The organism is Methylobacter tundripaludum, assembly GCF_002934365.1.
GTDB lineage: Bacteria > Pseudomonadota > Gammaproteobacteria > Methylococcales > Methylomonadaceae > Methylobacter_A > Methylobacter_A tundripaludum_A.
This window is the reverse complement of the sequence record NZ_PTIY01000005.1, coordinates 103069-127584: the sequence shown is the minus strand read 5'-3', so window position 1 is coordinate 127584 and position 24516 is coordinate 103069. Positions and strand designations below refer to the sequence as shown.

The window sequence follows — 24516 nt, the reverse complement described above, 5'->3', positions numbered from 1 at the left end:
TTAGGCGGAGATCAAAACCAGTAAAGTTTGAAAAACCGAAGCGTTGATCTACAATCACGGCAGACTTATCAAATAAAAAAGAACAAGATGAATACCTTATACAAGAAAGAATTCGCCCGAATCCTGATTGTCGATGACGAGCCGGTGAACTTGAAGTTGCTGGATAAAATGCTGTCGGCTCAGGGTTACAGCAATCTTGTATTGGTACAGGATTCAAGACAGGTGTTGGACGTTTACACACGGCAATGCACCGACCTGATCTTGCTGGACATCAATATGCCTCATCTGGACGGCTTCGCAGTGCTGGAGCAACTCAAATCGCTTGACGATCCGCTGCTTCCGCCCGTGGTGATCCTCACTGCGCAGCATAGCCAGGATTTTTTGTTGCGCGCGCTCAATGCAGGCGCGCGCGATTTCATCACCAAGCCTTTTGACCGCAACGAGTTGTTGGCGCGGGTACGCAACATGCTTGACGCACACACCGCGTATCGCCTGGTTCATGACCAGAAAGACGTACTGGATGAAATGGTACAGATACGCACCGACGAGTTGCGCCGCACCCGGTTGCAGGTCGTGCAACGCTTGGGCCGCGCCGCGGAATATCGCGATAACGAAACCGGCAATCACATTCTGCGGATGAGCCACATCTCGGCCTTGCTGGCGCAATCGATCGGTTGGAACAAGGACGATTGCGAATTAATGCTGCATGCCAGTCCGATGCACGACATCGGCAAAATCGGCATCCCTGATCATATCCTGCTCAAGCCCGGCAAGTTCGAACCTGAAGAATGGGAAATCATGAAAACCCACGCCGTCATCGGCGCCAACATTCTGGAAGGCGACGATTCCGATTTGATGAGGTGTGCCGGGGAAATTGCGCTGACTCATCACGAGAAATGGGACGGCAGCGGCTATCCTTACGGCCTGTCCGGCGAGGCTATTCCGTTGACCGGGCGCATAGCCGCGCTGGCTGATGTATTCGACGCTTTAACCTCGGAGCGGCCCTATAAAAAAGCCTGGGCGGTCGAGGCGGCCGTCGACCTGATTAAAGGCCATAGCGGCACACATTTCGATCCTGATCTGGTAACCGTGTTTATGGAACGGCTCCCGGAAATCCTGACGATTCGTGACCGGTTTTCCGAACCGAAAGCCTAATGACGCCTCTCAATCAATCCGTGGACGCATAGATGACTGATTCCACCGATTTTTCAGCACAGCTTGCAGCTTTGCGCGAGCAGTACGCCAAGCGCTTGGTGCATACGCTGGATAATTTGCTCAGCCGTGTTAAGGGAAAGGGGGCGGACATTGCCCCTATCATCCTGTCTGAACTCCATGCCGATTTACATAAACTGGCCGGATCGGGCGGCACTTTCGGTTTTTTCGAGTTGTCTCGGCAGGCTCGGATATTGGAAGTGGCCGTAAAAGTCTGGCTTGACGATCTAAGCGTACTGGAGGCAGCGCAATGGGAGGCATGGAAAAACGACTTGTCGGCGTTGCGACAAGCATTCATGACTGATGCGGCTTTCGATGCGTCGGCGGGGAAAGCGCTGTTAGTTCCCCCTTTGCTTGGGCAGAATGAGCATGTCCGCGTTATCTTGATCGAAGATGAAGCGCTGATCGCCTATGAGTTGAATAAGGGCTTGAGCCAGTTTGGCTATGAAGTGAGCCATTGCGCTGATTTTTCGGCAGCCGAAGCCGAGATACGCGCCGGCATGCCTGACGTACTGGTGGTCGATAGTATGTTGCCGGGGCAAAATCCGGCCGACAGCACCGAAGCTTTGCCCTTGCTGTTCGAGCGGCTTGGCTACAGGCTGCCTACCGTTTTTCTGGCGGACCGGATTGACTTTCCGAGCCGTTTGGCGGCGGCCCGGGCCGGGGGCGGAGCGTTTTTGACTAAATCGACGGACATTTCGACGCTGGCCGGGCGCATCGAGATGCTGTTGCGGGAGCACGATCATGCGCCTTACCGGGTGTTGATTGTTGACGACGATGAAGTCTTGGCCGAGCACTACCGGTTAACCCTGAAAGCGGCCGGCATGTTGGCCGAAAAGGTCTGCCGCCCTGAGGAGACGTTGGCCGCGATGCAGAGCTTGAACCCCGATTTGCTGATCATCGATTTGTACATGCCCGATTGCAATGGCGCTGATTTAGCGCTTGCAATCCGTTACGAAGATGCCTGGATGAGCCTGCCGATTATTTATCTTTCGGCGGCGGACGATCTGGATGAACAGATTAAAGCCTTAAGCAACGGCGGTGATGATTTCCTGACCAAGCCGGTTTCGGATGCCCGGCTGGTTTCCACAGTGCAGGTTCGGGCGGCGCGCGCCCGCAAAGTCAGTGAACTGATGAGCCAGGATAGTTTGACCGGGCTGCTCAAGCATTCCACTATTAAAGACCGGCTGGCGATTGAAATCGAACGCGCTCATCGGCAGGGAAAGGTCATGGCGATGGCGATGGTCGATCTGGACAATTTCAAACAGGTCAACGATACCTGGGGCCACCCGATGGGCGATCAGGTCATTAAGACTTTGGCGCACTTGCTGCGCCAGCGCTTGCGCCGGCAGGACAGTATCGGCCGTTATGGCGGCGAAGAGTTCGCGGTGGTGCTGCCCGAATGTAATGCGGCAGATGCAATGCGCTTGCTTGACGACATTCGGCAGCGATTTGCCGAGATGCGGTTTATCCATGAAGGGCAAAGTTTTGGCATCACCCTCAGCGCCGGGGTAGCCACGAGCAAGCAGTGCACGGATGCACCCGGTTTACTCGCCGCCGCGGACGCGGCGCTTTATAAGGCTAAGGATGGCGGTCGTAATCAGGTGTGTCAATTTTGCGGATACTGAAGGGGTGGATTTATTCTTGAACGGATAAACGAACCTAAAACCATAGCGCCATTGGGCCGGGTTTTAGTTTTCTCTCCGCAGGGAATGATTTTTACGTTTCGAGCCGAATAGTCACAATAACTATAATAAAAGAAACTTTGCTATGAATACTGACTTTGCCCTATTACTGACCGGAATGCGCGACGATTTCGTCGCAGAATTGCCTGAATACTGCGATCTTCTTGAGGAATGTGTATTGGCTTTGGAGCGAGGCGCGGCCGGCGCTTTCGATGAGCTTTTCCGCCGTGTTCACAGCCTTAAGGGTTCGGGCGGCACTTTCGGCATGCCGTTGGTCACCGGCGTTTGTCACCAGTTTGAGAGTTTTATCCGTGCCGCCAAGGAGCGTTTTGACCCGTTGGCGATCAGCCAAGCCTTGAGTTATGTGGATTTACTGCGCCGTGTTGCTGAAACTCCGGCGCGGGACGGCGCTGTTGCAACGGCTATCGAGCAGGATTTGGAACTATTGCGCATTTCCAGCATGCCGGGCTGCGCATCGGTATTATTGGTTGAGCCGTCGATCGCTACGCGAAAATTCTGCCAGGGAGTGCTGGAACCGCTGGCTGTGCGTTTGGTGAGCCAGGAGCGGGGATTGTCTGCGTTGGAATTATTGTTACATCAGCCTTTCGATTTAATGATTGCCGCACGCGAACTTCCTGATCTCAACGCGCTCGCTCTGGTCGCGGCGCTACGGGAATCGGGCAGCCGCAACAAAGACATTCCGGTCATCCTTATTAGCAGTAATTCTTCTCCCGCGCCGGCTTATTTGAATATTAACACTACGATCAAACGCGATGCGGCGTTTATATCCACACTGACCCGCTGCGCCGGCGATGTGCTGGCGGCTTGCAGTAACTGACGCCAGGCAAATTAGACATGAATCGCCGCGAAGATACGATGTTCACGCAGAAAAGCCGAACCAGAGACTTCGCGTCTTCGCTTTTTCGATGATTGCAACCTTAATAAGGACCGACCATGGAAAATGACATTCAGGTTGCTCTTTCCAAAATGCGGAAAGAGTTCATTGCACGCCTGCCGGAACGATTGGAACTGCTCAAGACTTTGCTGGCGGATGCCCGGCGCGGGCAGCGCGACTCGCTAGAGGCGCTGCATTCCGCCGCGCATAATTTGGCGGGTTCGGCGGGCGTTCACCGCCTGATAATGGTTTCCGAAGCGGCGCGCAACCTGGAACAACTCGTGGCCGCTATAGCCGTTGACGGCGTATTCGGGGAACATACGCTGGATGCCGCGTATAAAGCGCTGGAAAGCCTGGAAGCGTATGCAATCAACCCGAATTATGTTTTAGTTCCGAAGACGGCCAATGGGCGGACAGAAGGTCCACGCATCGTGATGGTGGGCGATGACGAGGAGCAGGCCTATTGGCTGCGGTCGGTGCTCGAACAGGCGGGGTACCGGGTCGATGAGGTCAACGAACTTAACGCCTTAAACGCCGCAAGCTTAATATCGGAGCCGCCTGCCGCGGTGATCATGGATGTGATGTTTCCCGAAGGCGATGATTCGGGGGCGCGAGTTATCGCTGAATTGAAAGAGCGGTTTCTTAACAGTTTTCCTGTGGTCTTTACTTCGGCGCGGCAGGATATGGCGGCGAAGTTTGCCGCCTATCGGGCGGGCGCTACCAATTATCTGGTCAAACCGGTCGATGCCGCAGCCTTGCTGCGAGTGCTTGGCGACTCGGCGGCGTTGACCCCGAGCGAGCCTTTGCGCGTGCTGCTGGTCGATGACGATCCCGATCAGCGGGCGGCTCACGGCCTGATTCTAAAACAAGCCGGCATGGAGGTTCTGGAAACGGGCGATCCTTTATTGGTTCCCGAAATACTGGAGGATTTTGCGGCCGAGGTATTGGTGCTGGATCTGGTTATGCCGGAATGCTCCGGCCCGGAGCTGGCGACTCTGTTGCGGGATGATCAACGCTATGCTCAGTTACCGATCGTTTATCTGTCGGCGGAAACGCGCCTATCCAGGCAATTGCTGGCGCTCAATTGCGGAGGCGATTATTTTTTAACCGAACCGGCCGATCCTCGTCAGTTGGCCGCGACAGTGGCTTTACATGCGCGCCGGTTCCGTAAGGCTAGAGAGCAGGCGGAGTCGCTACGCGCTACGCTTTACGAGCGGGAACGTCAGCAGCAGGCGCTTGATGCGCATGCCATTGTCAGTGTGGCCGATGCGGCCGGCATCATTACTTATGTTAACGACCGGTTTTGCGCGGTTAGCGGTTACAGCCGGAACGAGCTTTTGGGACAAAATCATCGTATCGTCAAATCGAACGAGCATTTAGCCGAATTTTACCGCGACATGTGGAGCACCATCGCTCACGGCAGTATCTGGCGGGGCGAGGTTTGCAACCGGCGCAAAGACGGTAGCCTGTATTGGGTTGAAACCAGTATCGTGCCTTTCTTGGATAACGCCGGACGGCCTTATCAATATGTTTCGATTCGTACCGATATAAGCCATATCAAGGAAACCGAGCTGCGCTTGCGTATTATGCAACGGGCCATTGACGCCAGCAGCAGTTGCGTCCTGATAGCGGATGCCGAGAAAGCCAAGATGCCGTTGATTTACGTCAATCCGGCCTTTGAGCGCGTTACCGGTTATAGCCGTGATGAAGTGATAGGCCGTAACCCCCGTTTTTTACATGGCAAGGAACAGGACCAGCCGGGCCTGGCCGAGATTCGCGCGGTGTTGCGGGAGGGCCGTGCCGGCGAGGCTCTGCTGCATAATTATCGCAAGGACGGAACGCCCTATTGGAATGATTTGCGCCTTGCGCCTGTGCATGACGAACGAGGGCGGCTCACCCATTTCATAGGCATCTCGGATGATGTGAGCGAGCGTCGCGAGGCCGGCGATGCACTGCGGAAAAGCGAGGAACGTCTGCGCCGCAGCCAGCTCTACGCCAACATCGGCACCTGGGATTGGAGCATACAGACCGGAGAGCTGTTCTGCTCCGAGCGTATCAGCTCATTGTTCGGCTACCCCGAGACTACTCAGCAGGGCTTCTACAAGAATTACTTTAACAATATTCACCCGGATGACCGGCAACTGGTGGTTGAAGCGATTGACGCCTGCTTGCAGCAGGGTGTTGAATTCAATATCGAGTTTCGTTGCGTATGGCCGGACGGCACAATACGCTGGTTGTTGGAGCGTGGCGATGTGGTGCGCGACCAGAACGGCGCACCGCTGAATATGCTCGGCGTGGTGCAGGACATCACCGAACGCAAGCTGGTCGAGCTTAAAATTTTGCAGCAGCAGGCTAAGCTGGTCATCTTCAAGCATATCATCGAAAACGTCGCGGATTGTGTCATCACGATTGATTCCGCCGGCATCATTCGCTCTTTTAATCCCGCAGCGGAAAGACTTTTCGGTTATAGCGCCGCCGAGATAGTCAACTGCAATGTTAACCGCTTAATGCCCGAGCCCTATTGCAGCGAACATGACCGGTACATCGCGCGGCACATGGCCGGGCAACCGGCCGCTATTATCGGCAAGCAGGTTGAGTTGCCCGGCCGACATAAGGACGGCACCGTTTTTATGATGGGGTTGACGATTACAGTGATGGAAATCGACCAAACCAAGAATTTTGTCGGCATCCTGCGCGACATTAGCGAGCGTAAGCAATACGAGCAAGACATCATCGCCGCCAGGGATGATGCGGAACGCGCCAACAGCGCCAAGTCCGAGTTCTTGTCGAGCATGTCGCATGAATTGCGCACGCCGATGAATGCCATTCTCGGTTTTGGTCAGTTGCTGGAAATAGACAACGGACTCAATGAGGACCAAGCGGATTATGTCGATGAGATTTTGAAGGCCGGCCGCCATTTACTGGAACTGATTAACGAGGTGCTGGATCTGGCCAAGATCGAGTCAGGCAAGATCGATTTGTCATTGGAACCGTTGCTTTGCGCCGAGTTGATCGGGGAGTGTCTGGCGTTGGTCAAGCCTATTGCGCAAGTGCATGGCGTCACCATAAACGATTCGGCAATCGGCGGTTATGCGGTACGCGCCGACCGTACCCGGCTAAAACAAGTGTTACTGAACCTGCTTTCCAATGCGATCAAATATAACCGTCCGCAGGGAACGGTGTCGATTCAGGTGACAGCGCGGGACGGCTTCGTGCGGCTGGAAGTGTCGGACACCGGTTACGGTATCCCGGCAGATAGGCGGCAGGAGCTGTTTCAACCGTTTTCACGTTTGGGCGCCGAAGAATCGGCTATTGAAGGGACCGGCATCGGTCTGACCATTTGTCGCCGGCTCATGCAAATGATGGGCGGCGCCATCGAAATGACCAGCGAGGAGGGGCAGGGCAGCACTTTCTGGATTGAACTGCCGGAAGTCGCTTCGGAACAGAAGACTCGAAGCAGTCACTTGAAACAGGCAATAACGACTGAAACAATGTTGGCCGGCCGGTGCCGGTATACGGTACTTTATATTGAAGACAATCCGGCTAACCTCAGATTGGTCTCCCGGATCCTGGGCAGGAATCCGCAATTGCAGTTGATTACGGCGTATACGCCTGAATTAGGGCTGGAGCTGGTCTCGGCGCATCATCCTGAGTTGATTCTGCTCGATATTAATCTGCCGGGCATGGATGGCTATCAGGTATTAAGCATATTGCGTTCCCTGGATTCGGCAAAAAAGACGCCGGTGATTGCGATCAGCGCCAACGCGACGTCCCGCGATATTGAGCGGGGTATGGCGGCGGGCTTTGACGAATACATTACCAAGCCTATTGATGTCATGCATCTTCTTGAGACTGTGGATCGATTGCTTCCCGGTTGCACGCCGAAAGAAGCCTTGTAGGGCATGCATGGATATTAGAGATAGAATCGTATCCGGGACGGCGACATGGGGCTATTGCCGAGAACGCAGTAAAAACCGTCACAACAATGCCGCGCATACGATGGATTCGCTACCGCTCTACCGGTTTGCGCGTCTTAAACCAGGGAAATCAGGTTGTGAAAACACGCTTAAATTGATGGCAGCGTCCGCGCTAATGGACATCCTGATGCTGACCGCCGTTGGCAAGCTGGATACGAAGGTGTTTGCCTCAAACGCGCCGCCACGGCCTGGTTATCGCAGCCGCGATGAGCGGCAAGTTCTGCTTGAAGGGGGCCGGTTATGATCTTGGGCAAAATTATTCCGCGTCTGATGCTGGGTTTTTTGTTGCTTTCGCCGCTGCCGATGGCGGGGTTGGCTTGGCTTTACGTTCAGGCTTTTGAGCGCACATTGCAGCAGTCGGCGCTGGAAAATCTGTCCTCTCTCGCCGATAAAAAGGCGGATCAAATTAACGCTTATATTAGCGAGCGCCTGACCGACGGCCGGTTGCTGGCGAAATCGTTTGCCGCGCTCGACACCCTGCAAGCTCGCTCCAATCGGCAAGATAAGGCGGCCGCGCTACGCTACCGGGCGGAGGAGCGGGCTTATGGCGATTATTTCCACACGCTGATGGAGAGCGTGGGTTACTACGATTTGCTGCTCACCGACGCGGCTGGCAATGTGGTGTTTTCGATCCGCCATGAAGCTGATTTGGGCAGTAATCTCAATACCGGTCCTTACCGCGATACCGCCCTGGCTAAAGCTCACCGGGAAGCCATCGCTTTGCTCGACACGCAAATCACGCAGGCCGACCCCTATGCGCCATCCGCTGAAAGGATGGCTATTTTTATCGTTGCACCCATGTTTAACGCGGGCAGGGTGGTCGGCACACTGGCTCTGCAGATGGATTTGGATAAACTTACCGCCGTTAGCGGCGACACCACCGGTTTGGGCGTCACTGGAGAAACGCTCTTGGCGCAAGTGGACGGCGATCAGGCGGTTTATGTCGGTTCTTTGAGACATGTTCAAAATGCGGCCTTCCGCTACCGTGTGCCGTTGGACAAGCTAGCCGCGCCTATGCGATCGGCGCTTAACGGCGGACATGATAAAGGTATTACCCGAGACTATGCCGGCGTCGAGATAATCGGCGCTTGGCGCTACCTGCCTGCGTTGCGCTGGGGCATGGTGGTAAAGATGGATGCCTCCGAGGCGTTCGCGCCGCTTTATCTGTTACAGAAATCCAGCCTGATCGCGTTGGGTTTGCTGTTGCTGGTTGCAAGTTTGGTTGCACTGATGCTGGGACGAACGCTAGTGACTCCGATCAGGCGGTTGATAATCGCGACGGAACGGATTGCAGGCGGGGATCTGAATCATCGCGCCCCGCTGGCCGGATGCGATGAGTTTAAGCAACTGGCTGTTTCGTTCAACACGATGACGGAACATTTACACTTTCAGCAGTCGAATCTTGAGCGGCAGGTCGGGCAGCGTACAGCCGATATAAGGCTGGCTATGGAACAGTTGAATGAGGCGCAGCATATTGCCCAGGTGGGAAGTTGGGAGCTGGACTTAAGCAGCGGCATATTGATCTGGTCCGATGAAATCTATCAATTATTTGAAATCGACAAAAATCGGTTCGGCGCGACTTATGAGGCATTTCTCAATGCGATACATCCCGAGGACAGGGACGCCGTTAATGAGGCTTACAACCGGTCTTTGCAGACGCACGAGCCGTATCAGATTACGCACCGTTTGTTAATGCCGGACGGGCGGACCAAATACGTGACCGAACGATGCACATCCCACTTCGATACTGCGGGCAGGCCGATTAGATCGGTGGGCACAATTCAGGATGTGACCGAACTTAAGCGAACCGAGCTGGCGCTTAAAGACCTTAATGAAGAGCTCGAACAGCGCGTACAACAGCGCACCGAGCTGTTGCTGCATGCGAAGGAAGAAGCCGACCGGGCCAATAACGCGAAGTCTGAATTTTTATCGCGAATGAGTCACGAACTGCGCACGCCGATGAATGCGATTATGGGCTTTGCGCAATTACTGGAAACTGACCTGGAAACCCCGCTCACTGCCGATCAGGCCGATAATCTTCATGAAATTTTGCATGCCGGACGGCACTTGCTGGAACTGATCAATGAAGTGCTGGATTTGGCGCGTATCGAGACCGGCCGGATTGAGCTGTCTTTAGAACCGGTGGAAGCGCGGTCGCTGATCGGGGAGTGCACGGCATTGTTACAACCATTGACATCCGGGCGGCGGATCGAATTGAAGCTGGATATAGACGGCACTGGTACTGTGCGGGCAGACCGGCTGCGGTTGCGCCAGATTTTGCTTAATCTGCTGTCCAATGCGATCAAATATAACCGCGATAACGGCAGCGTCCGAATCAGCTGCCAATCCGCAGCAGAGGACAGGATCAGGATTGCGGTGCGCGACAGCGGACGGGGTATTGCGGCTGACGCCTTGCCGCGCCTGTTTAAACCGTTCGAGCGAATTGAAACGGCCTATGACGGTATTGAGGGTACCGGTATCGGCTTGGCGCTCGCCAAACGCCTGGTCGAGGCGATGGGCGGCAGTATCGGTGTGGAAAGCGTTGTCGGCGAAGGCAGTACTTTCTGGATTGAGCTGCCGGCGGTTGAGGCTGAAATTTACCCGCCGTCGGGTTTCAGCGCCGTCGAAGCCGCGCAAAGCAGCTATGTTAAAGCCCGTACCTTGCTTTATATCGAAGATAATCCGGCCAATCTGCGACTGGTGCGAAAAATAATTTCCACGCATACCCGTCTGCTGTTGCTCGAAGCCAATACAGCCGAGCAGGGGCTGGACATCGCAAAAACATATCATCCCGATCTTATTTTGCTCGACATCAACCTGCCGGGCATGAACGGATTTACAGCGTTGCGCCATTTACAGGACGATTCCGTTACTTGCGATATTCCGGTGATCGCGATTTCCGCCAATGCAATGGAACGGGACATAAAAAAAGGCTTGGCCGCCGGCTTTACCGATTATTTGACCAAGCCGCTGGATGTTCCGAAACTTCTGGCTTTGCTGGACACGATACTTAAATAAAAGGAGAATAAATGCTTGAATATAAGTTTTCAGCTTTGTTCAATGGGCCGGAGTGCAGGTTTCGTCTGCTTTGCAAGCAGAGCTTGCACTCCAAAATACCGGAGAACGTTAGCTCGGTTACTTAACACGTTACCCGCCGGAGATCAGTTGAATGGAAGATGGGCCGGTCGGCGTTAGGACTCTATCACACACCGGCCATGCTGAAAGTAATCCGTCGCCATAGGCCGTCCTTGTTTCTTTCGATAACGCGGTCGATGTTTTTTTGTTCAACTCAATCATCATTTCCGGTTAGCGTACATTTACATGCAAGTCTCTATTAACATATCTGCCGCCGAGGAGGCGGCAGCGATTCGCGCCGAGCAGGTAAGATCGCTTTACGCCAACACGCCGACGGCGGTGGTCGGGAATGCGCTGGTAGCATCGATTCTTGCCTATATGCAGTGGGGCGCCGTTGCCGCGCCTGCTGTGATCGGTTGGCTGGCGTTTTTTCTGCTTACACTGGGCGTGCGCATGCTGCTGTTTGTTGCGCAGCGCCGGGCCGCGCCGGGCGATGATCGCATCTGGTTGCGGCGTTTCCGTATCAGTATCGCGGCTGTTGGCGTGGCGTGGGGGCTGGCGAGTCTATTGGTGTTTCCCCCGCATGATCTGCCGCATCAGGTATTTCTGACTTTTGCGCTGGGTGGCATGGCCTCTGCCGCCATTACCACCCTGTCAATCGATAGGGTATCGTCGCTGACCTTTACATTGCCGGCGCTTGTGTCGGTCATTGTGCGATTGTTTGCCGAAGGCACAGCCATCCAGACGGTGATGGGCGTGATGATTGCACTATTTCTGCTGCTCACTGACATGGTCGCGCAGCGCACCTATCGTACTCTGCGCGAGAATGTGATGCTGCGTATTTCCATAGCCAGGCGCGAGCAGGCGTTGATTAAAGCCCTGGACGAAGCGGAGAGCGCCAACAACGCCAAGTCCGAATTTCTATCACGGATGAGCCACGAATTGCGCACACCTTTAAACGCCATTATGGGATTCTCGCAATTACTCGAGATCAATCAGGGAAATCCGCTCACCCCTGAGCAGGCGGAGTATATTCAGGAGATTCTCTATGCCGGACAGCACCTGTTGGAGTTGATTAATGAAGTGCTGGACCTGGCGCGTATCGAGAGCGGCCGGATTGAGCTTTCGTTAGAGCCGGTGGAAATGTCTCAACTGGTCGACGAGTGCGTCGCCTTGTTACAGCCTTTAGTCGCCGAACACCACATCAAACTGTCGCTGGATATAGACCCTACCGCCGCCGTACAGGCTGACCGTTTCCGCCTGCGTCAGGTGCTGCTCAATCTGTTGTCTAACGCGATTAAATACAACCATCATGCAGGCAGCGTCCATATTGTCTGCCAACCTGCGCACGAGGGTATGGCCAGAATCATGGTCAAGGACAGCGGGCGAGGTATTCCTGCCACTGCGTTGCCGCGTCTGTTTAGAGCATTTGAACGTATCGAATCGGCTTACAGCGGCATAGAAGGCACCGGCATCGGCCTGGCGTTATCCAAACGGCTGGTTGAAGCGATGCAGGGCGTGATCGGTGTGGAAAGCGTGGTGGGCGAAGGCAGCGTTTTCTGGGTCGAATTGCCCGCCGCCGAAGTAGTCAGTGATTGCCCGGCATCGGTTGCCTCCGGCGCCGACGCGGTACAGAATAGTTATACCTCGGTGCGCACGCTGCTTTATGTTGAAGATAATCCGGCCAACCTGCGTCTGGTACGGGAAATCATCGCCACCCGCACCGGACTGAAGATGCTGGATGCACATACCGTTGAACTTGGATTGGAAATTGCCGGAATACAGCATCCCGATCTTATTCTGCTAGACATCAACCTGCCGGGCATGGACGGCTTTGAAGCTTTGCGCCGCTTACAAAATGACCCGGCCACCTCCGATATTCCTGTCGTTGCCGTCTCCGCCAACGCCATGGAGCGAGACATAGAAAAAGGCATGGCTGCCGGTTTTGCGGATTATCTGACCAAGCCGATCCAGATACCGCGTTTTCTCGAGCTGGTCGACAAGCTGATTGAAGCAAAATACGATTAACGGATATTCGAATGCAAGTTTTTACTAACATACCTGCCGCTGAAGAAACGGCGGCGATTCGCGCCGAACAGGTAAGATCGCTTTACGCCAACACGCCAACGGCGGTGGTCGGGAATGCGCTGGTAGCATTGATTTTTTCGGCTATGCAGTGGAATATTGTAGCCCCGTCTGCTGTCATCGCTTGGCTGATTCTGCTGATGGTTGCATTGGTCGCACGTATGCTGCTGTTTGTCGCGCATCGCCGCGCAGCGCAGGGTAATGATAGCGTCTGGTTGCAGCGTTTCCGTATCAGTATCGCTGCAATCGGCCTGGTGTGGGGGCTGGCAAGTTTATTGATGTTTCCCTCGCATGATCTTACGCATCAGGTATTTCTGACTTTTGCGCTGGGGGGGATGACCTCTGCGGCCATTACTACGCTGTCAAGCGACAGGATGTCCTTGCTGGCATTCTCATTACCTGCGCTTGCAACGGTGATTGTGCGCTTGTTACTCGAAGGCACGGAAATCCAGACTACTATGAGCGCGATGATTGCGCTGTTCCTGCTGCTGACTGACATGGTCGCGCAGCGTACCTATCGCACTCTGTGCGAGAACGTGATTCTGCGTATCTCCGTCGCCAGACGTGAACAGGAACTCCGCTCCCTGGTGGACAGTTCGCCGGACAATATCATCCGCTACGGCTTGGATTGCCGCGCGGTTTACGTTAACCGCATGATGGAGCAAACGGTGGACGTCAAGTCTGAATCGCTGATCGGCAAGACGCCGATGGAAAGCAGGTTCGACGGCTGTATAGGCGTAGAGAATTATCAGGCGAAGCTGGAACGGGTGATCGCCACCGGCGAACCGGGACATGTCGAAGTTATGGTATTAAGTCCAGACGGCGATCAGCGTATCCATCATGTCCGCTTTGTTGCCGAACGCGGCAGTGATGGCGAAATTATCGGGGCATTCGCCTTTGGCCGCGACATCAGCGAGCAAAAGCAGGCGTATGAGGCGGTGCGCCGTTCGGAGACAAAATTTCACACACTCTACGATATGACCGGCGACGCAATAATGCTGCTGGATGAGAAGGGCTTATTCGACTGTAATAAGTCGGCCCTGACTGTTTTTGGTTGCGCGACGCCGGGAGAGTTCTATTCAAAATATCCCGCCGATTTGTCGCCGCCGGAGCAAGCTTGCGGTACCGATTCAGTGATGCTGGCCGCCCGGCGGATCGTCACGGCAATCGAGAAAGGTACGCATCAGTTTGAGTGGATGCATAAGCGTGCCGATACCGGCGAGAGTTTTCCAGCCGATGTGCTGCTTAGCGCGATGGAGCTGGATGGCAAGACGGTTCTCCAGGCGGTTGTCCGCGACATCTCCGGGCGTAAGCAAGCGGAAGCGGATCTGCGCATCGCCGCAATTGCGCTGGAGTCCCTGGAAGCCATAGCCATCACCGATGCAAATCAGGTTATCCTGAAGGTCAATCAGGCCTTCACCCGGATCACCGGATACACTGCCGAAGAGGCCGTCGGCCAAACTCCCGGCCGCCTGCTTAAGTCCGGTCGTCAGGACGCCCGGTTCTACCGGTCTATGTGGGAGAGTTTGAATCGCAACAAGTGCTGGCAGGGGGAGATATTGAACCGACGCAAGAATGGCGAGGTTTACCCCCAATGGCTGAGCATTATCGCCGCGACTATTGAGGGTAAGCAGGTTACTCATTATGTCGCCACGTTTTCGGATATTTCCCAGAAAAAACAGGCCGAAGAAACGATTCATAATCTGGCGTTCTATGATCCGTTGACTAATTTGCCCAATCGCCGCCTGATGCAGGACAGGCTGCAACAAGCTTTGGCTTCCAGCGCACGAAGTCATAACCACGGCGCAATCCTGTTCATCGACTTGGATAATTTCAAGGAGTTGAACGATACCAAGGGGCATCATATCGGTGATTTGCTGCTGGTTGAGATCGCCGCCCGGATGCAGGCTTGTTTGCGCGAGAATGATACGGTTTCCCGGCTGGGCGGCGATGAATTTCTGGTTATTCTGTGTGAGCTCAGTGCGGTTGCCGAAGAGGCGGCGGTACAGGCCGAGGCTGTCGCCGAGAAAATTCGCGCGGCCATCAATCAGCCTTTCGATTTGCAGGGACACGAATACCATAGTTCATCCAGTATCGGCATTAGCTTATTCCTCAATCATGAACTCACGGTTGATGAATTGCTTAAGCGCTCCGACACAGCGATGTATCAAGCCAAACGGTCCGGTCGCAATGCGATCCGTTTTTTCGATCCCGCCACCCATGCCGCGATGGAGGCTAGGATAGCGCTTGAAGCGGAGCTACGCCGCGCCTTGCCCGAAAACCAGTTCAAGCTTTACTATCAGATGCAGGTTAATAATCTCGGTGCGGTCTTCGGCGCCGAGGCGTTGTTGCGTTGGCTACACCCGGAACGGGGAATGGTTTCACCCGCCCAGTTCATTCCTCTGGCGGAGGATACCGGATTGATTGTACCCATCGGGTTGTGGGTGCTGGAAACGGCTTGCCGTCAGCTCAAGGCTTGGGAATCCGATCCCGGCTTGAGTTGTTTGCACTTGGCCGTCAACGTCAGCGCCTGCCAGTTCCACCAAGCCGACTTTGTCGATCAGGTATCCACCCTGCTGACAGAGATCGCGATCGATCCCGATAAGCTCAAGTTGGAACTCACCGAAACTTTGGTGTTGGGCGACATTGACGATACTATTTTTAAGATGCAGGCGCTGAAGAAGATCGGCGTGCGCTTTTCCATAGACGATTTCGGCACCGGCTATTCATCGCTGGCTTATTTAACCCAACTTCCGCTTGATCAGTTGAAAATAGACCAGAGTTTTGTGCGTAATGTGGCCGTTAAACCGACCGATGCGGTGATCGTGCAGACCATCATCGGTATGGCCACCAATCTGGGTATCGAAGTTATTGCCGAAGGCGTGGAAACGGAAGAACAGCGGACTTTTCTGGAAAGCAACGGCTGTTTCACTTATCAGGGATTCTTGTTCGGCAAGCCGGTACCGGTAGAAGAGTTTGAAAGCGCGCTAAACGTAAAAATCGCAGCCAAGCTTTCCACATAAACGCGTTGCTTAGCCTGATTCAGCAGAAACCGGTTGAATAAAAAAAGGGGGCAGCCGCCCCCCTTTTTTTGTTAAGGATCGTGCATAAATTAATTTAGGCAATTACCATGAAGAGCATGAAGGACATGAAGACTTAAACCTTTCATGCCGCTTCATGTCCTTCATGGTTAAAAAATGAAAAATAAAACTTGCTCAAGTTATTTCATGCACGTTCCTAACTAAATGATTGAGCGTTGATTGAATTACCATCTTCTTTGGTAATTCCCGCCGATTTCATTGCCCAGAAAAGAACCTGCCGCCGCTCCCAGTCCGGTGGCGATAGGGTCGCCGCTGCCCAGTTCATAGCCGAACACGCTGCCTATGACGCCGCCGGCCAATCCCTGGTGCGAGCGTGGATCACTGGAATACCGCGGTTGTGGGTAATAACGAGCCGGTGGCGCTTGATAATAGTGAACCTGGGGCTGCGGGTAATAGTAATGCACTTCCGGTTGCGGATAATAGTCGTGGTGATGATGGTGGTGACGATGTCCCCAGCCGTGGCCACGGTGTCCCCAATCATCGGCATAGGATAGCGGCGAAAACAGGATTGCAGCAGCCGTTAATTGAAGTAACAAAAACAATTTTTTCATGGGATGTTTCCTCGTGTTATTGGGTTCGGTGTTGAGATAACAAAAATCAAACTTGCCGGTCGATCAAACAGGATTAACGTTTTCCAGCCACCCCATTGCCGAGGTAAGAGCCCGCGGCTGCGCCCAATCCGGTAGCAATCGGATTGCCGTTACCCATTTCATAGCCTAAAACGCCGCCTACAATACCGCCTGCTAACCCCTGGTGAGAGAGCGGGTCCTGATAGTTAGAATAACGGGGAGGTTCTGGATAATATCTCTCCTGCTCGGAATGATGATGTCCGCCATGTCTTTCCTTGTGATGCCCCTTACCCCCGGACGCGTAGGATAAACATGAATAGACAGCTGCAAGTGCACACACTGAGCTTAAAAAGAGCGGTTTTTTCATGGCAATCTTCCTTAAATGATGAGTTCTATATTCAGTCGGCAAAGGCGGTGAGGCCAGTGATAAACTTCGGATTCATATTATTCTCCGTAACCTTAATGACTGCTTAACGAATTCAATCGTTTGATGATTGTGTTCAAGCTAATCGCTGCAACATAATTGCCGGAATAATTCTGCCGTGTCGCTTATAATGGCGTCCTATTTGAACCCATATTAACTCAATGGCATTTTAGTAAATGGAACAGTTTATTCCCGGCCAACGCTGGATTAGTAACACCGAGTCAGAGCTCGGTTTAGGTCTTATTCTTGAAGTAGCGCACAAGCGGATTACGGTGCTTTTTTTGGCCTGCGACGAAAAGCGGATGTATGCGCAAGATAATGCGCCGTTAACCCGCGTCCGATTTTCGGCGGGCGACGTTATCGAATCAATCGATGAAGAGAAGGTCATCGTCACGGATTTAATCGAGCAGAACGGCTTGATTACTTATCTGGGCAAAAACGAGAACGGACAGGAAGTCCGTGTCGACGAGGTGGAACTGAATCATCATATTCAATTCAACAAGCCCCAGGACCGCCTGTTTATCGGCCAAGTCGATCCCACCGCCTGGTTTTTACTGCGTTACGAGACCTGGCGCAGATTGCAGCAACATCAGCAATCGCCGGTTAAAGGCTTGTTGGGCGGCCGTGCTTCGCTTATTCCTCATCAGTTGTTTATCGCGCATGAGTCGGCTAACCGGTCGGCGCCGAGAATCATGTTGGCCGATGAGGTGGGCTTGGGTAAAACGATAGAAGCCGGCCTGATTTTGCATCACCGGCTGATTAACGGCTTGAGCAACCGGGTCTTGATTATTGTGCCGGAAACGCTGTTGCATCAATGGCTGGTGGAAATGCTGCGGCGTTTCAACCTGCGTTTCAGCGTTTTTGACGAGGCGCGTTGTCTGGGCGCTTATGTTGAAGACGATATGCTCGCCGATGCCGAATCCTCCCTGAGGACTTTAGGTGGAGAGGATGCGAATTCCGACAATCCGTTTTTAACCGAACAGCTGATTCTATGCAGCCAGGGGTTTTTTTCCAATTATCCGCGCCGACAGCAGCAGGCGATAGATGCGGGCTGGGATATGGTGATTGTGGACGAAGCGCACCATCTGGAATGGAGCGAACAAGCCCCCAGTGCTGATTACCTGTTTGTCGAGCAACTGGCCCGGGTTTCCCCCAGCCTTATTTTATTGACGGCGACTCCCGAGCAATTGGGGAAGGAAAGCCATTTTGCCCGGTTAAGATTGCTTGACCCCGACCGGTTTTACAGTTTTGCAGCGTTTGTCGAAGAAGAGCGCTTGTTTGAGCCGGTGGCCAATGCGGCTAAATCGTTGTTGGCAAAGGAAGCGCTGAATGAAGAGGCGCAACACCATTTAACCGAATTGCTTAAGGATGACAATGTCGACGGTTTGTTGAAAAATCTTAACGACCCTGAAAAATCCGCAGCGGCGCGCGATGCGCTGGTTAACGTGCTGCTGGATCATCACGGCACCGGACGGATTCTGTTCAGGAATTCGCGGCAAACCGTGCAGGGCTTTCCCGAGCGTGAACGTTACGGCTATGCGTTATCAGGCCAGCCGAATAGCGACGATTTGCAGCAAGATCCGCGCTACCTGTGGTTGGTGGACAAGGTTAAGCAATTGGGCGGCATACACACCATCCCTGGCGATCGCCTCGCCAGTTCCCGACTGGCTGACGGCATACACACCATCCCTGGCGATAAAGCCCTGGTGATCTGCAAACACGCGCAAACCGCGATTGACCTGGAGCAAACCCTGAAAAACCGCGCCGGTATTGCCTCAGCCGTTTTCCATGAAGGCATGACCATTATCGAGCGCGACCGGGCGGCGGCATATTTCGCCGATCCTGACAGTGCGGCCAGGTTGTTGATCTGTTCCGAGATCGGCAGCGAAGGCAGGAACTTCCAGTTTGTGCATCATTTGATATTGATGGATTTACCGGTCAATCCCGATTTATTGCAGCAACGTATAGGCCGTCTTGACCGTATCGGCCAGAAACATGTTATCCAGATTCATGTGCCGTATCTGGAGCATAGCGACAATGCGGTGCTGTACCGCTGGTACGATGAAGGTTTGAATGCCTTTGCCAGCAACAGCTCATCGGCCCAACGGGTCGCGGATATTCTGCACGATGAACTGGCTGCTGTGCTGGAGAGTAAGGATTCCGCCGCTATCGATGCGCTTATCGTCAAGACTCAAGCACTTAGCGCCGAGCTTGAAACACAAATGCATAACGGCCGCGATCAATTGCTGGAGTTGAACTCCTGCCGCAAGGAATTGGCCGACGAGCTGATCGGCCAACTGAACAGCTACGAAAAGGAAGGTGTGCTTTGGCCCTATATGGAAGACGTCTTCGAATGTTACGGCGTGGATACCGAGTTCCATTCGCCGGATTGCTTCATTGTTCGTCCCAGCGATCATTTGCGCGTGTCGCATTTTCCCGGATTGACTGAAGACGGCATGACCGTTACCGTTGACCGGCAGATTGCGTTGGCGCGGGAAGACATGCAGTTTATGACCTGGGAGCATCCGATTGTCACTGCGTCGATGGATATGGTGTTGTCCTCTGAAACCGGCAACGCCGCTATCAGCGTGATCAAGCATAGCGATCTTAAAGCCGGACAGTTTTTGCTGGAGTGCCTGTTTATTGTCGAGTGCAGTGCGCCTGCGGAATTGCAGATCGGGCGGTTTCTGCCCCATACGCCGATCCGGGTGTTGATCGATCAAAACCAGAAGGATTTAAGCGCGGCTATCGATCATCGCGATCTGGTTGAAGCAGGCATCAAATTCGATAAACACAAGATTATTGCGTTTTTGAACAGCCAAAGACCGCATCTTATCAACCTGTTGAGCATGGCCGAGCAAACAGCCAAAGCCGGGATGCAGCAGTTAGTCGATGATGCGACTCAGGCCATGCTGGAGTCGTTAAGCAATGAGATCAAGCGTCTGGTCAGGCTGAAAAAAGTCAATCCGACCATCAGGACCGAAGAAATAGAACTGTTAAAGGATATGACCATGCTGGCGCATGAAAACATCCAGGCGGCGCAGCTAAGACTGGATGCGGTGCGGTTTGTGATTACCAGTTGATGTTGAAGATTTACCACGAACGAAGCTAAAAGGACTGACCCCGAAGGACACGAAGAAAAATATAAAACTTCGTGTTTTCGTGGTGAGTTAAAAACGCTTTGTTGAAAATGACGGAATGCATTAAACCCCAATCTATCCAATAAATTATGATAAATATCGGCAAAATAAATAAGCTGAACGTAGTCAAGCAACAGGGCGCTGATGTCTATCTCGATGACGGAACCTCGGGAAAAGTGCTGCTGGCGGACAGAAAATTGCCTGCGAACTGCAAGGTCGGCGATAGCCTGGACGTATTCGTTTACGTGGATTCGGAAGGTCATCTGGCAGCCACAACCAAAAAGCCGCTGGCCCAGGTAGGCGATATAGCCTGGCTGAAAGTGGTGTCTTTGAATTATGTCGGCGCGTTTCTGGATTGGGGCTTGCCGAAAGATTTGCTGGTTCCGTTCAGTGAGCAATATCACGAGATGGAAGTAGGGCGGTCTTATCTGGTCAAGGTGTTCCTCGACGAGCAAAACCGCATTGCAGCGACCACCAAGATTGATAAACTGCTCAGCGATGAATCGACCGATTTTGAAGTCGGCCAGAAAGTGTCGCTGATTATCGCCGATAGAACCGATCTGGGCGTTAAAGCCATCGTCAACAACAGCCACTGGGGCATGCTGTATGAGAACGAGTTGTTTCAGCCGGTCAGAAAAGGTCAAAAGCTGGACGGTTATATCAAGCAGATACGGGAAGACCGTAGAATCGACCTCAGTTTGCATCAGCCGGGATACGGCAAAGTCGTATCGCTGACCGACAGCATTCTGGCCAAACTGAAAGCCAATGACGGCGTGCTGATGCTGAGCGATAAAAGTCCGCCGGAAGCCATTTACGCCGCATTCGGGGTCAGTAAAAAGGTATTTAAACAGGCGATCGGCGCGCTGTACAAGCAACAGTTAATCACTATCGATAAAAGCGGAATCAGGCTTGTCAATTGATAACAGGTAACGGGATATTAAAAAACCGAAAACTGTATGGCTAAATTTAAAACTCACTACGACAACTTAAATGTGTCGCGCAATGCGCCCGCAAGCGTTATCAAGGCGGCTTATAAAGCGCTTTGTCAAAAGTACCATCCCGATAAATTTTCCGGCGGGCATGACGAAGCGGTGCGGATAATGAAAACCATCAATGCCGCTTATGCGGTTTTATCGGATACAGGGAAAAGAGCCGAGCATGATCAATGGATAGACAGGCAGGAAAGGGAACACGCGACCAGTGAAGCGCATCGGATAATGGAAATTATTACAAAGAATTATGTCGCCCCATCGGCAACGGTTAAAAACGAATCTCCCGCCGCTTACCGGATAACGATCAATAAGTTCTGGAACAAGATCTGTGACGGCGGCAAGAAGCTACGGTTCATCAGTTCCCGGTTATCAAAAAAAATAAACGGCTTTTTCTGGCTGGCAGCTGCTGCTTGCATCGTATTTGCGGCAATTATGCTTTACATGCCTGATTTAAAAACAACCTCAGTAGCGCCGGTTAATCAGGATGTTGCAAAAATATTAAGAAAGGCGGAGCTGTTAGTTAAACAAGGCCGAACAGCAAAAGCCTTGCCGCTTTATCTGCAGTTGGCGGAGCAGGGAAATGTTGATGCGCAGTTTCATGCAGGCTTGATATACGCCAACGGCCAAGGCGTGACCAAGGATGATAAACTGGCGGCCGGCTGGCTTGACAAGGCGGCTAAACAGGGCCATAGGGAAGCACAAACCAAATTAGGCTTTATGTATGCGACTGGAAAAGGCGTGGAGCAAAATTACAGCTCGGCCATATATTGGTGTTACAAGGCGGCTGAACAGGGAGACGTCATTGCGCAATATAATCTGGGTTTGATGTATGCAAAAGGGCAGGGCGTGGCGAAGGACAACAATATAGCCGCCTCCTGGTACAGTAAGGCGGCCGCACAGGGCGATGCGCGCGCCCAGTACTATTTGGCCGATATGTACGCTAAGGGAGAGGGCGTCGCAAAGGATGACGAACAGGCGGTTGTTTTGTATCGTAAGGCTGCAGAGCAGGGGTCGGCTGAGGCTATCGCCGCGTTGAAACAGTTGGAGGATAAGTAGAGCAATTAAGCGTTCGCCCTTCGACAAGTCCTGGGCGAAAGGTTATTTTTACGTTCTGTTTTCCAGATCTACGGTCTGCTGGTTCGCCGCATTTCGGGTTGCGGCATACCGATGTGATAGCCTTGAGCGTAATTGATGCCCATGTCTTTCAGCGCCTCCCAAATATTCTGGTTTTCGACAAACTCGGCCACCGTGAGGATATTCAGATCCTGGCATAATTTGGACAAATTATGCACCAAGGCATAGTCCACTTTAGAATTAAGGATATTTCGCACAAACGCACCGTCAATTTTGACGTATTCAAAATGTAGCTCGCGCAAATAATGAAACGAATTATAACCCGTGCCAAAATCGTCCAGCGCAAAAGCAAAACCTTTGCGGCGCAGATTGGTCAGGAACCGGCGCATGTTAGTCATGTCGCCGATCGCATCGCGTTCAAGCAGTTCAAATACAATGCTTTCGGGGGGGAGTTGCAACTCCTGGCAGAGTTCTTCGGCATAGCCCAGAATGCCTCGGCCTTGAATTTCCTGTACCGATAGGTTGATAAAGATTTTCGCGTTCGCTTCCGGGCGGTTGGCGTCCATGCAGGCACGTTTGGCGGCAAAAGAGTTGTTGATCATCGCGATGTCGAGTTCGCGCGCCAAACCGTATTTGTCGATGGTTTCGATAAACATCCCCGCCGAAGTCGTCTCTCCGGTCGGGGCTTTAAGCCGGGCCAGCGTTTCAAAGGCGAATAGTTCGCCGGTCTGGCAGTCGACAATCGATTGATAATAGGGAATGATCCGGCCTTCTTTCAACGCCTCGCGCAGATTTTCCGCGTTATCGCGGGTCTCGCGAATGCTGACGCGCGCTTCTGTCGCATCAAAAGCGCAGACGCCGTCCTTACCCATATCCTTGGCTTTGTACATGGCGGCGTCGACGCCCTCCAACAGGGTGTCTATGGTTTGTCCATCCATCGGGTAACTGCTCACGCCGATGGAGACGGTTAGATGAAAACGGTTGCCTTGTGCCGAGGTGATGGCCATTTCCCGCAGTGCGCGGCCTACATTTTCGGCGACTACGCGCGAGCCTTTGGGGCCGGTTTCGGTCAGGATTATGGCAAACTCGTCTCCGCCGATGCGGGCGCATAAATCGCCATTGCGCGTATGTTCGAGCAAAACATTGGCGATTGAGCACAGCGCCGTATCGCCGGTCGGATGTCCATAGGAATCGTTGATGTCTTTAAAGTCGTCCAGGTCCAGCATCAGTACGCTGAACTCATGTTTATGGCGTTCGGAACGGCCGATTTCATAATGCAGAATATCGTTGAACTGGCGGCGGTTGTGCAGCCCGGTCAAAGGGTCATGCACGGCGTAGTATTCAAGCTCCAGCAGCGTGCGCGACAGCACCTTGCTGGAACCCACCACCATGACCATAACCGCAAGTATCGAGCGGATAACGCTGGCTTCCTGCGCCGACAAATTGTTTTCAGAGGCGTAAGCGACCCCTAATAAACCGGCCAAATTCGGCGAATGGTCAGGTACAGGTACGCTGATCAACCGAATATCGAAATCCTGTTTGATGTGGGCGCCGCAATGGATGTTAAATTCTTCAATATCCAGCGCCGCATCGGGAGGCAGGCCAATGCTTCGAAGCATCTGTTGACTCAATAGGCCACGCGCTTTTACGCGTATGTCATCCGAACACTGGCCCAGATAATACAAATAGAGTGACAGGCCGTTTTCTTCGGCAAAGGCGATGTAAAAAAAGTTGAACGGGAAGATGGCGTAAAAATCCACCAGAATTTCCTGCACAAATTCTTTCCATTGCGAGATGTGTTCGTGCGACAGGATGATGCGTTCCAACACCCGGCTTTGCCGTTCCAGCAAGTCTTTTTCAATCAAAACCGAAGAAAGCTCAAGCAAGGTTTGATTAAACTCGAACATTAAATTTTGGACGTGCTGTTCATTAGCCGCCCACTGCTTGCCGCGTTGTCGGAATAGTAAGTTAAGGCTGCGGTCGAGCCGGGTGCAGGTATTAATGATGTGCGTAATCGTGGGGATCATCGCAATCATGGCGGCGGAATCGTCGGTCGCTATCGTAGCCATAGCCGCCATCAATTTACTGATAATCTCTTGATGCACGTTATGATTAAGCTCGGACAAGCTTGCTGCATAGCGCTGGGTGTGTGACTGGTTTTCCAGGATTTCGGCAATCTGGCTGATCACCTTGAAGCGCAACTCCTCCAGATGATTGGTCTCGGCAATTGCTCCCTGCATTGCTCTACCTCCTGCATCCGTGCAGTCGTGCGATAGATTACTCATGC

General features: G+C 53.1%; 14 protein-coding genes. 11 read left to right on the top strand and 3 right to left on the bottom strand.

Annotation, left to right across the window (positions count from 1 at the left end):
• The first annotated feature begins 87 nt into the window (after positions 1-87).
• The 8 genes from B0F88_RS07815 (at position 88) to B0F88_RS07780 (ending at position 15952) form a co-directional block, all read left to right on the top strand.
• Positions 88-1155, top strand: a complete 1068-nt coding sequence (locus tag B0F88_RS07815) for an HD domain-containing phosphohydrolase (RefSeq protein WP_104423387.1) — start codon at positions 88-90, stop codon at positions 1153-1155.
• A 32-nt stretch (positions 1156-1187) separates the two neighbouring features.
• The gene (locus tag B0F88_RS07810) at positions 1188-2840 is read left to right on the top strand and encodes a diguanylate cyclase (protein WP_104423386.1); all 1653 of its coding nucleotides are present in this window, start codon (positions 1188-1190) and stop codon (positions 2838-2840) included.
• Between the two features lie 142 nt (positions 2841-2982).
• Positions 2983-3735: an Hpt domain-containing protein gene (locus B0F88_RS07805; RefSeq protein ID WP_104423385.1), complete on the top strand. Its 753-nt coding sequence runs from the start codon at positions 2983-2985 to the stop codon at positions 3733-3735.
• A gap of 116 nt (positions 3736-3851) precedes the next feature.
• Positions 3852-7691: a PAS domain S-box protein gene (locus B0F88_RS07800; RefSeq protein WP_104423384.1), complete on the top strand. Its 3840-nt coding sequence runs from the start codon at positions 3852-3854 to the stop codon at positions 7689-7691.
• Positions 7692-7698: 7 nt separating this feature from the next.
• Positions 7699-8013, top strand: a complete 315-nt coding sequence (locus B0F88_RS07795; protein ID WP_104423383.1) for a hypothetical protein — start codon at positions 7699-7701, stop codon at positions 8011-8013.
• On the top strand, positions 8010-10787 hold the full coding sequence (locus B0F88_RS07790) for an ATP-binding protein (protein WP_104423382.1): 2778 nt from the start codon (positions 8010-8012) through the stop codon (positions 10785-10787). Before B0F88_RS07795 ends, B0F88_RS07790 begins: the two co-directional genes overlap by 4 nt.
• A 303-nt stretch (positions 10788-11090) precedes the next feature.
• Positions 11091-12872 carry an ATP-binding protein gene (locus tag B0F88_RS07785; protein ID WP_104423381.1) on the top strand — a complete coding sequence of 594 codons (1782 nt, stop codon included), beginning with the start codon at positions 11091-11093 and terminating at the stop codon, positions 12870-12872.
• 11 nt (positions 12873-12883) lie between these two features.
• On the top strand, positions 12884-15952 hold the full coding sequence (locus B0F88_RS07780) for an EAL domain-containing protein (protein WP_104423380.1): 3069 nt from the start codon (positions 12884-12886) through the stop codon (positions 15950-15952).
• A 242-nt stretch (positions 15953-16194) separates the two neighbouring features.
• On the opposite strand, the gene B0F88_RS07775 is transcribed toward B0F88_RS07780, so the two are convergent.
• A complete protein-coding gene (locus B0F88_RS07775; protein ID WP_104423379.1) occupies positions 16195-16581 on the bottom strand; it encodes a glycine zipper 2TM domain-containing protein in 387 nt (128 codons plus the stop codon).
• Positions 16582-16654: 73 nt separating this feature from the next.
• Positions 16655-16966 (bottom strand): glycine zipper 2TM domain-containing protein, encoded by a 312-nt coding sequence (locus B0F88_RS07770; RefSeq protein ID WP_104423378.1) that lies wholly within the window; start codon positions 16964-16966, stop codon positions 16655-16657.
• Between the two features lie 233 nt (positions 16967-17199).
• Between B0F88_RS07770 and rapA the strand changes: the two genes are divergently transcribed.
• The 3 genes from rapA to B0F88_RS07755 all read left to right on the top strand — a co-directional run bounded on the left by rapA (position 17200) and on the right by B0F88_RS07755 (position 22211).
• Positions 17200-20106 carry an RNA polymerase-associated protein RapA gene (gene rapA, locus B0F88_RS07765; RefSeq protein WP_104423377.1) on the top strand — a complete coding sequence of 969 codons (2907 nt, stop codon included), beginning with the start codon at positions 17200-17202 and terminating at the stop codon, positions 20104-20106.
• 146 nt (positions 20107-20252) lie between these two features.
• The gene (locus tag B0F88_RS07760) at positions 20253-21083 is read left to right on the top strand and encodes a CvfB family protein (protein ID WP_104423376.1); all 831 of its coding nucleotides are present in this window, start codon (positions 20253-20255) and stop codon (positions 21081-21083) included.
• A 36-nt stretch (positions 21084-21119) separates the two neighbouring features.
• A complete protein-coding gene (locus B0F88_RS07755) occupies positions 21120-22211 on the top strand; it encodes a J domain-containing protein (protein ID WP_104423375.1) in 1092 nt (363 codons plus the stop codon).
• Positions 22212-22279: 68 nt separating this feature from the next.
• On the opposite strand, the gene B0F88_RS07750 is transcribed toward B0F88_RS07755, so the two are convergent.
• Positions 22280-24514 (bottom strand): putative bifunctional diguanylate cyclase/phosphodiesterase, encoded by a 2235-nt coding sequence (locus B0F88_RS07750; protein WP_258076594.1) that lies wholly within the window; start codon positions 24512-24514, stop codon positions 22280-22282.
• Positions 24515-24516 lie beyond the last annotated feature (2 nt).

Coding starts and splice junctions, on each gene's coding strand:
- B0F88_RS07750 (WP_258076594.1), bottom strand. CDS start 24,514: ATGAGTAATCTATCGCACGACTGCACGGATGCAGGAGGTAGAGCAATG.
- B0F88_RS07815 (WP_104423387.1), top strand. CDS start 88: ATGAATACCTTATACAAGAAAGAATTCGCCCGAATCCTGATTGTCGAT.
- B0F88_RS07800 (WP_104423384.1), top strand. CDS start 3,852: ATGGAAAATGACATTCAGGTTGCTCTTTCCAAAATGCGGAAAGAGTTC.
- rapA (WP_104423377.1), top strand. CDS start 17,200: ATGGAACAGTTTATTCCCGGCCAACGCTGGATTAGTAACACCGAGTCA.
- B0F88_RS07755 (WP_104423375.1), top strand. CDS start 21,120: ATGGCTAAATTTAAAACTCACTACGACAACTTAAATGTGTCGCGCAAT.
- B0F88_RS07780 (WP_104423380.1), top strand. CDS start 12,884: ATGCAAGTTTTTACTAACATACCTGCCGCTGAAGAAACGGCGGCGATT.
- B0F88_RS07790 (WP_104423382.1), top strand. CDS start 8,010: ATGATCTTGGGCAAAATTATTCCGCGTCTGATGCTGGGTTTTTTGTTG.
- B0F88_RS07770 (WP_104423378.1), bottom strand. CDS start 16,966: ATGAAAAAACCGCTCTTTTTAAGCTCAGTGTGTGCACTTGCAGCTGTC.
- B0F88_RS07795 (WP_104423383.1), top strand. CDS start 7,699: ATGGATATTAGAGATAGAATCGTATCCGGGACGGCGACATGGGGCTAT.
- B0F88_RS07810 (WP_104423386.1), top strand. CDS start 1,188: ATGACTGATTCCACCGATTTTTCAGCACAGCTTGCAGCTTTGCGCGAG.
- B0F88_RS07805 (WP_104423385.1), top strand. CDS start 2,983: ATGAATACTGACTTTGCCCTATTACTGACCGGAATGCGCGACGATTTC.
- B0F88_RS07785 (WP_104423381.1), top strand. CDS start 11,091: ATGCAAGTCTCTATTAACATATCTGCCGCCGAGGAGGCGGCAGCGATT.
- B0F88_RS07775 (WP_104423379.1), bottom strand. CDS start 16,581: ATGAAAAAATTGTTTTTGTTACTTCAATTAACGGCTGCTGCAATCCTG.
- B0F88_RS07760 (WP_104423376.1), top strand. CDS start 20,253: ATGATAAATATCGGCAAAATAAATAAGCTGAACGTAGTCAAGCAACAG.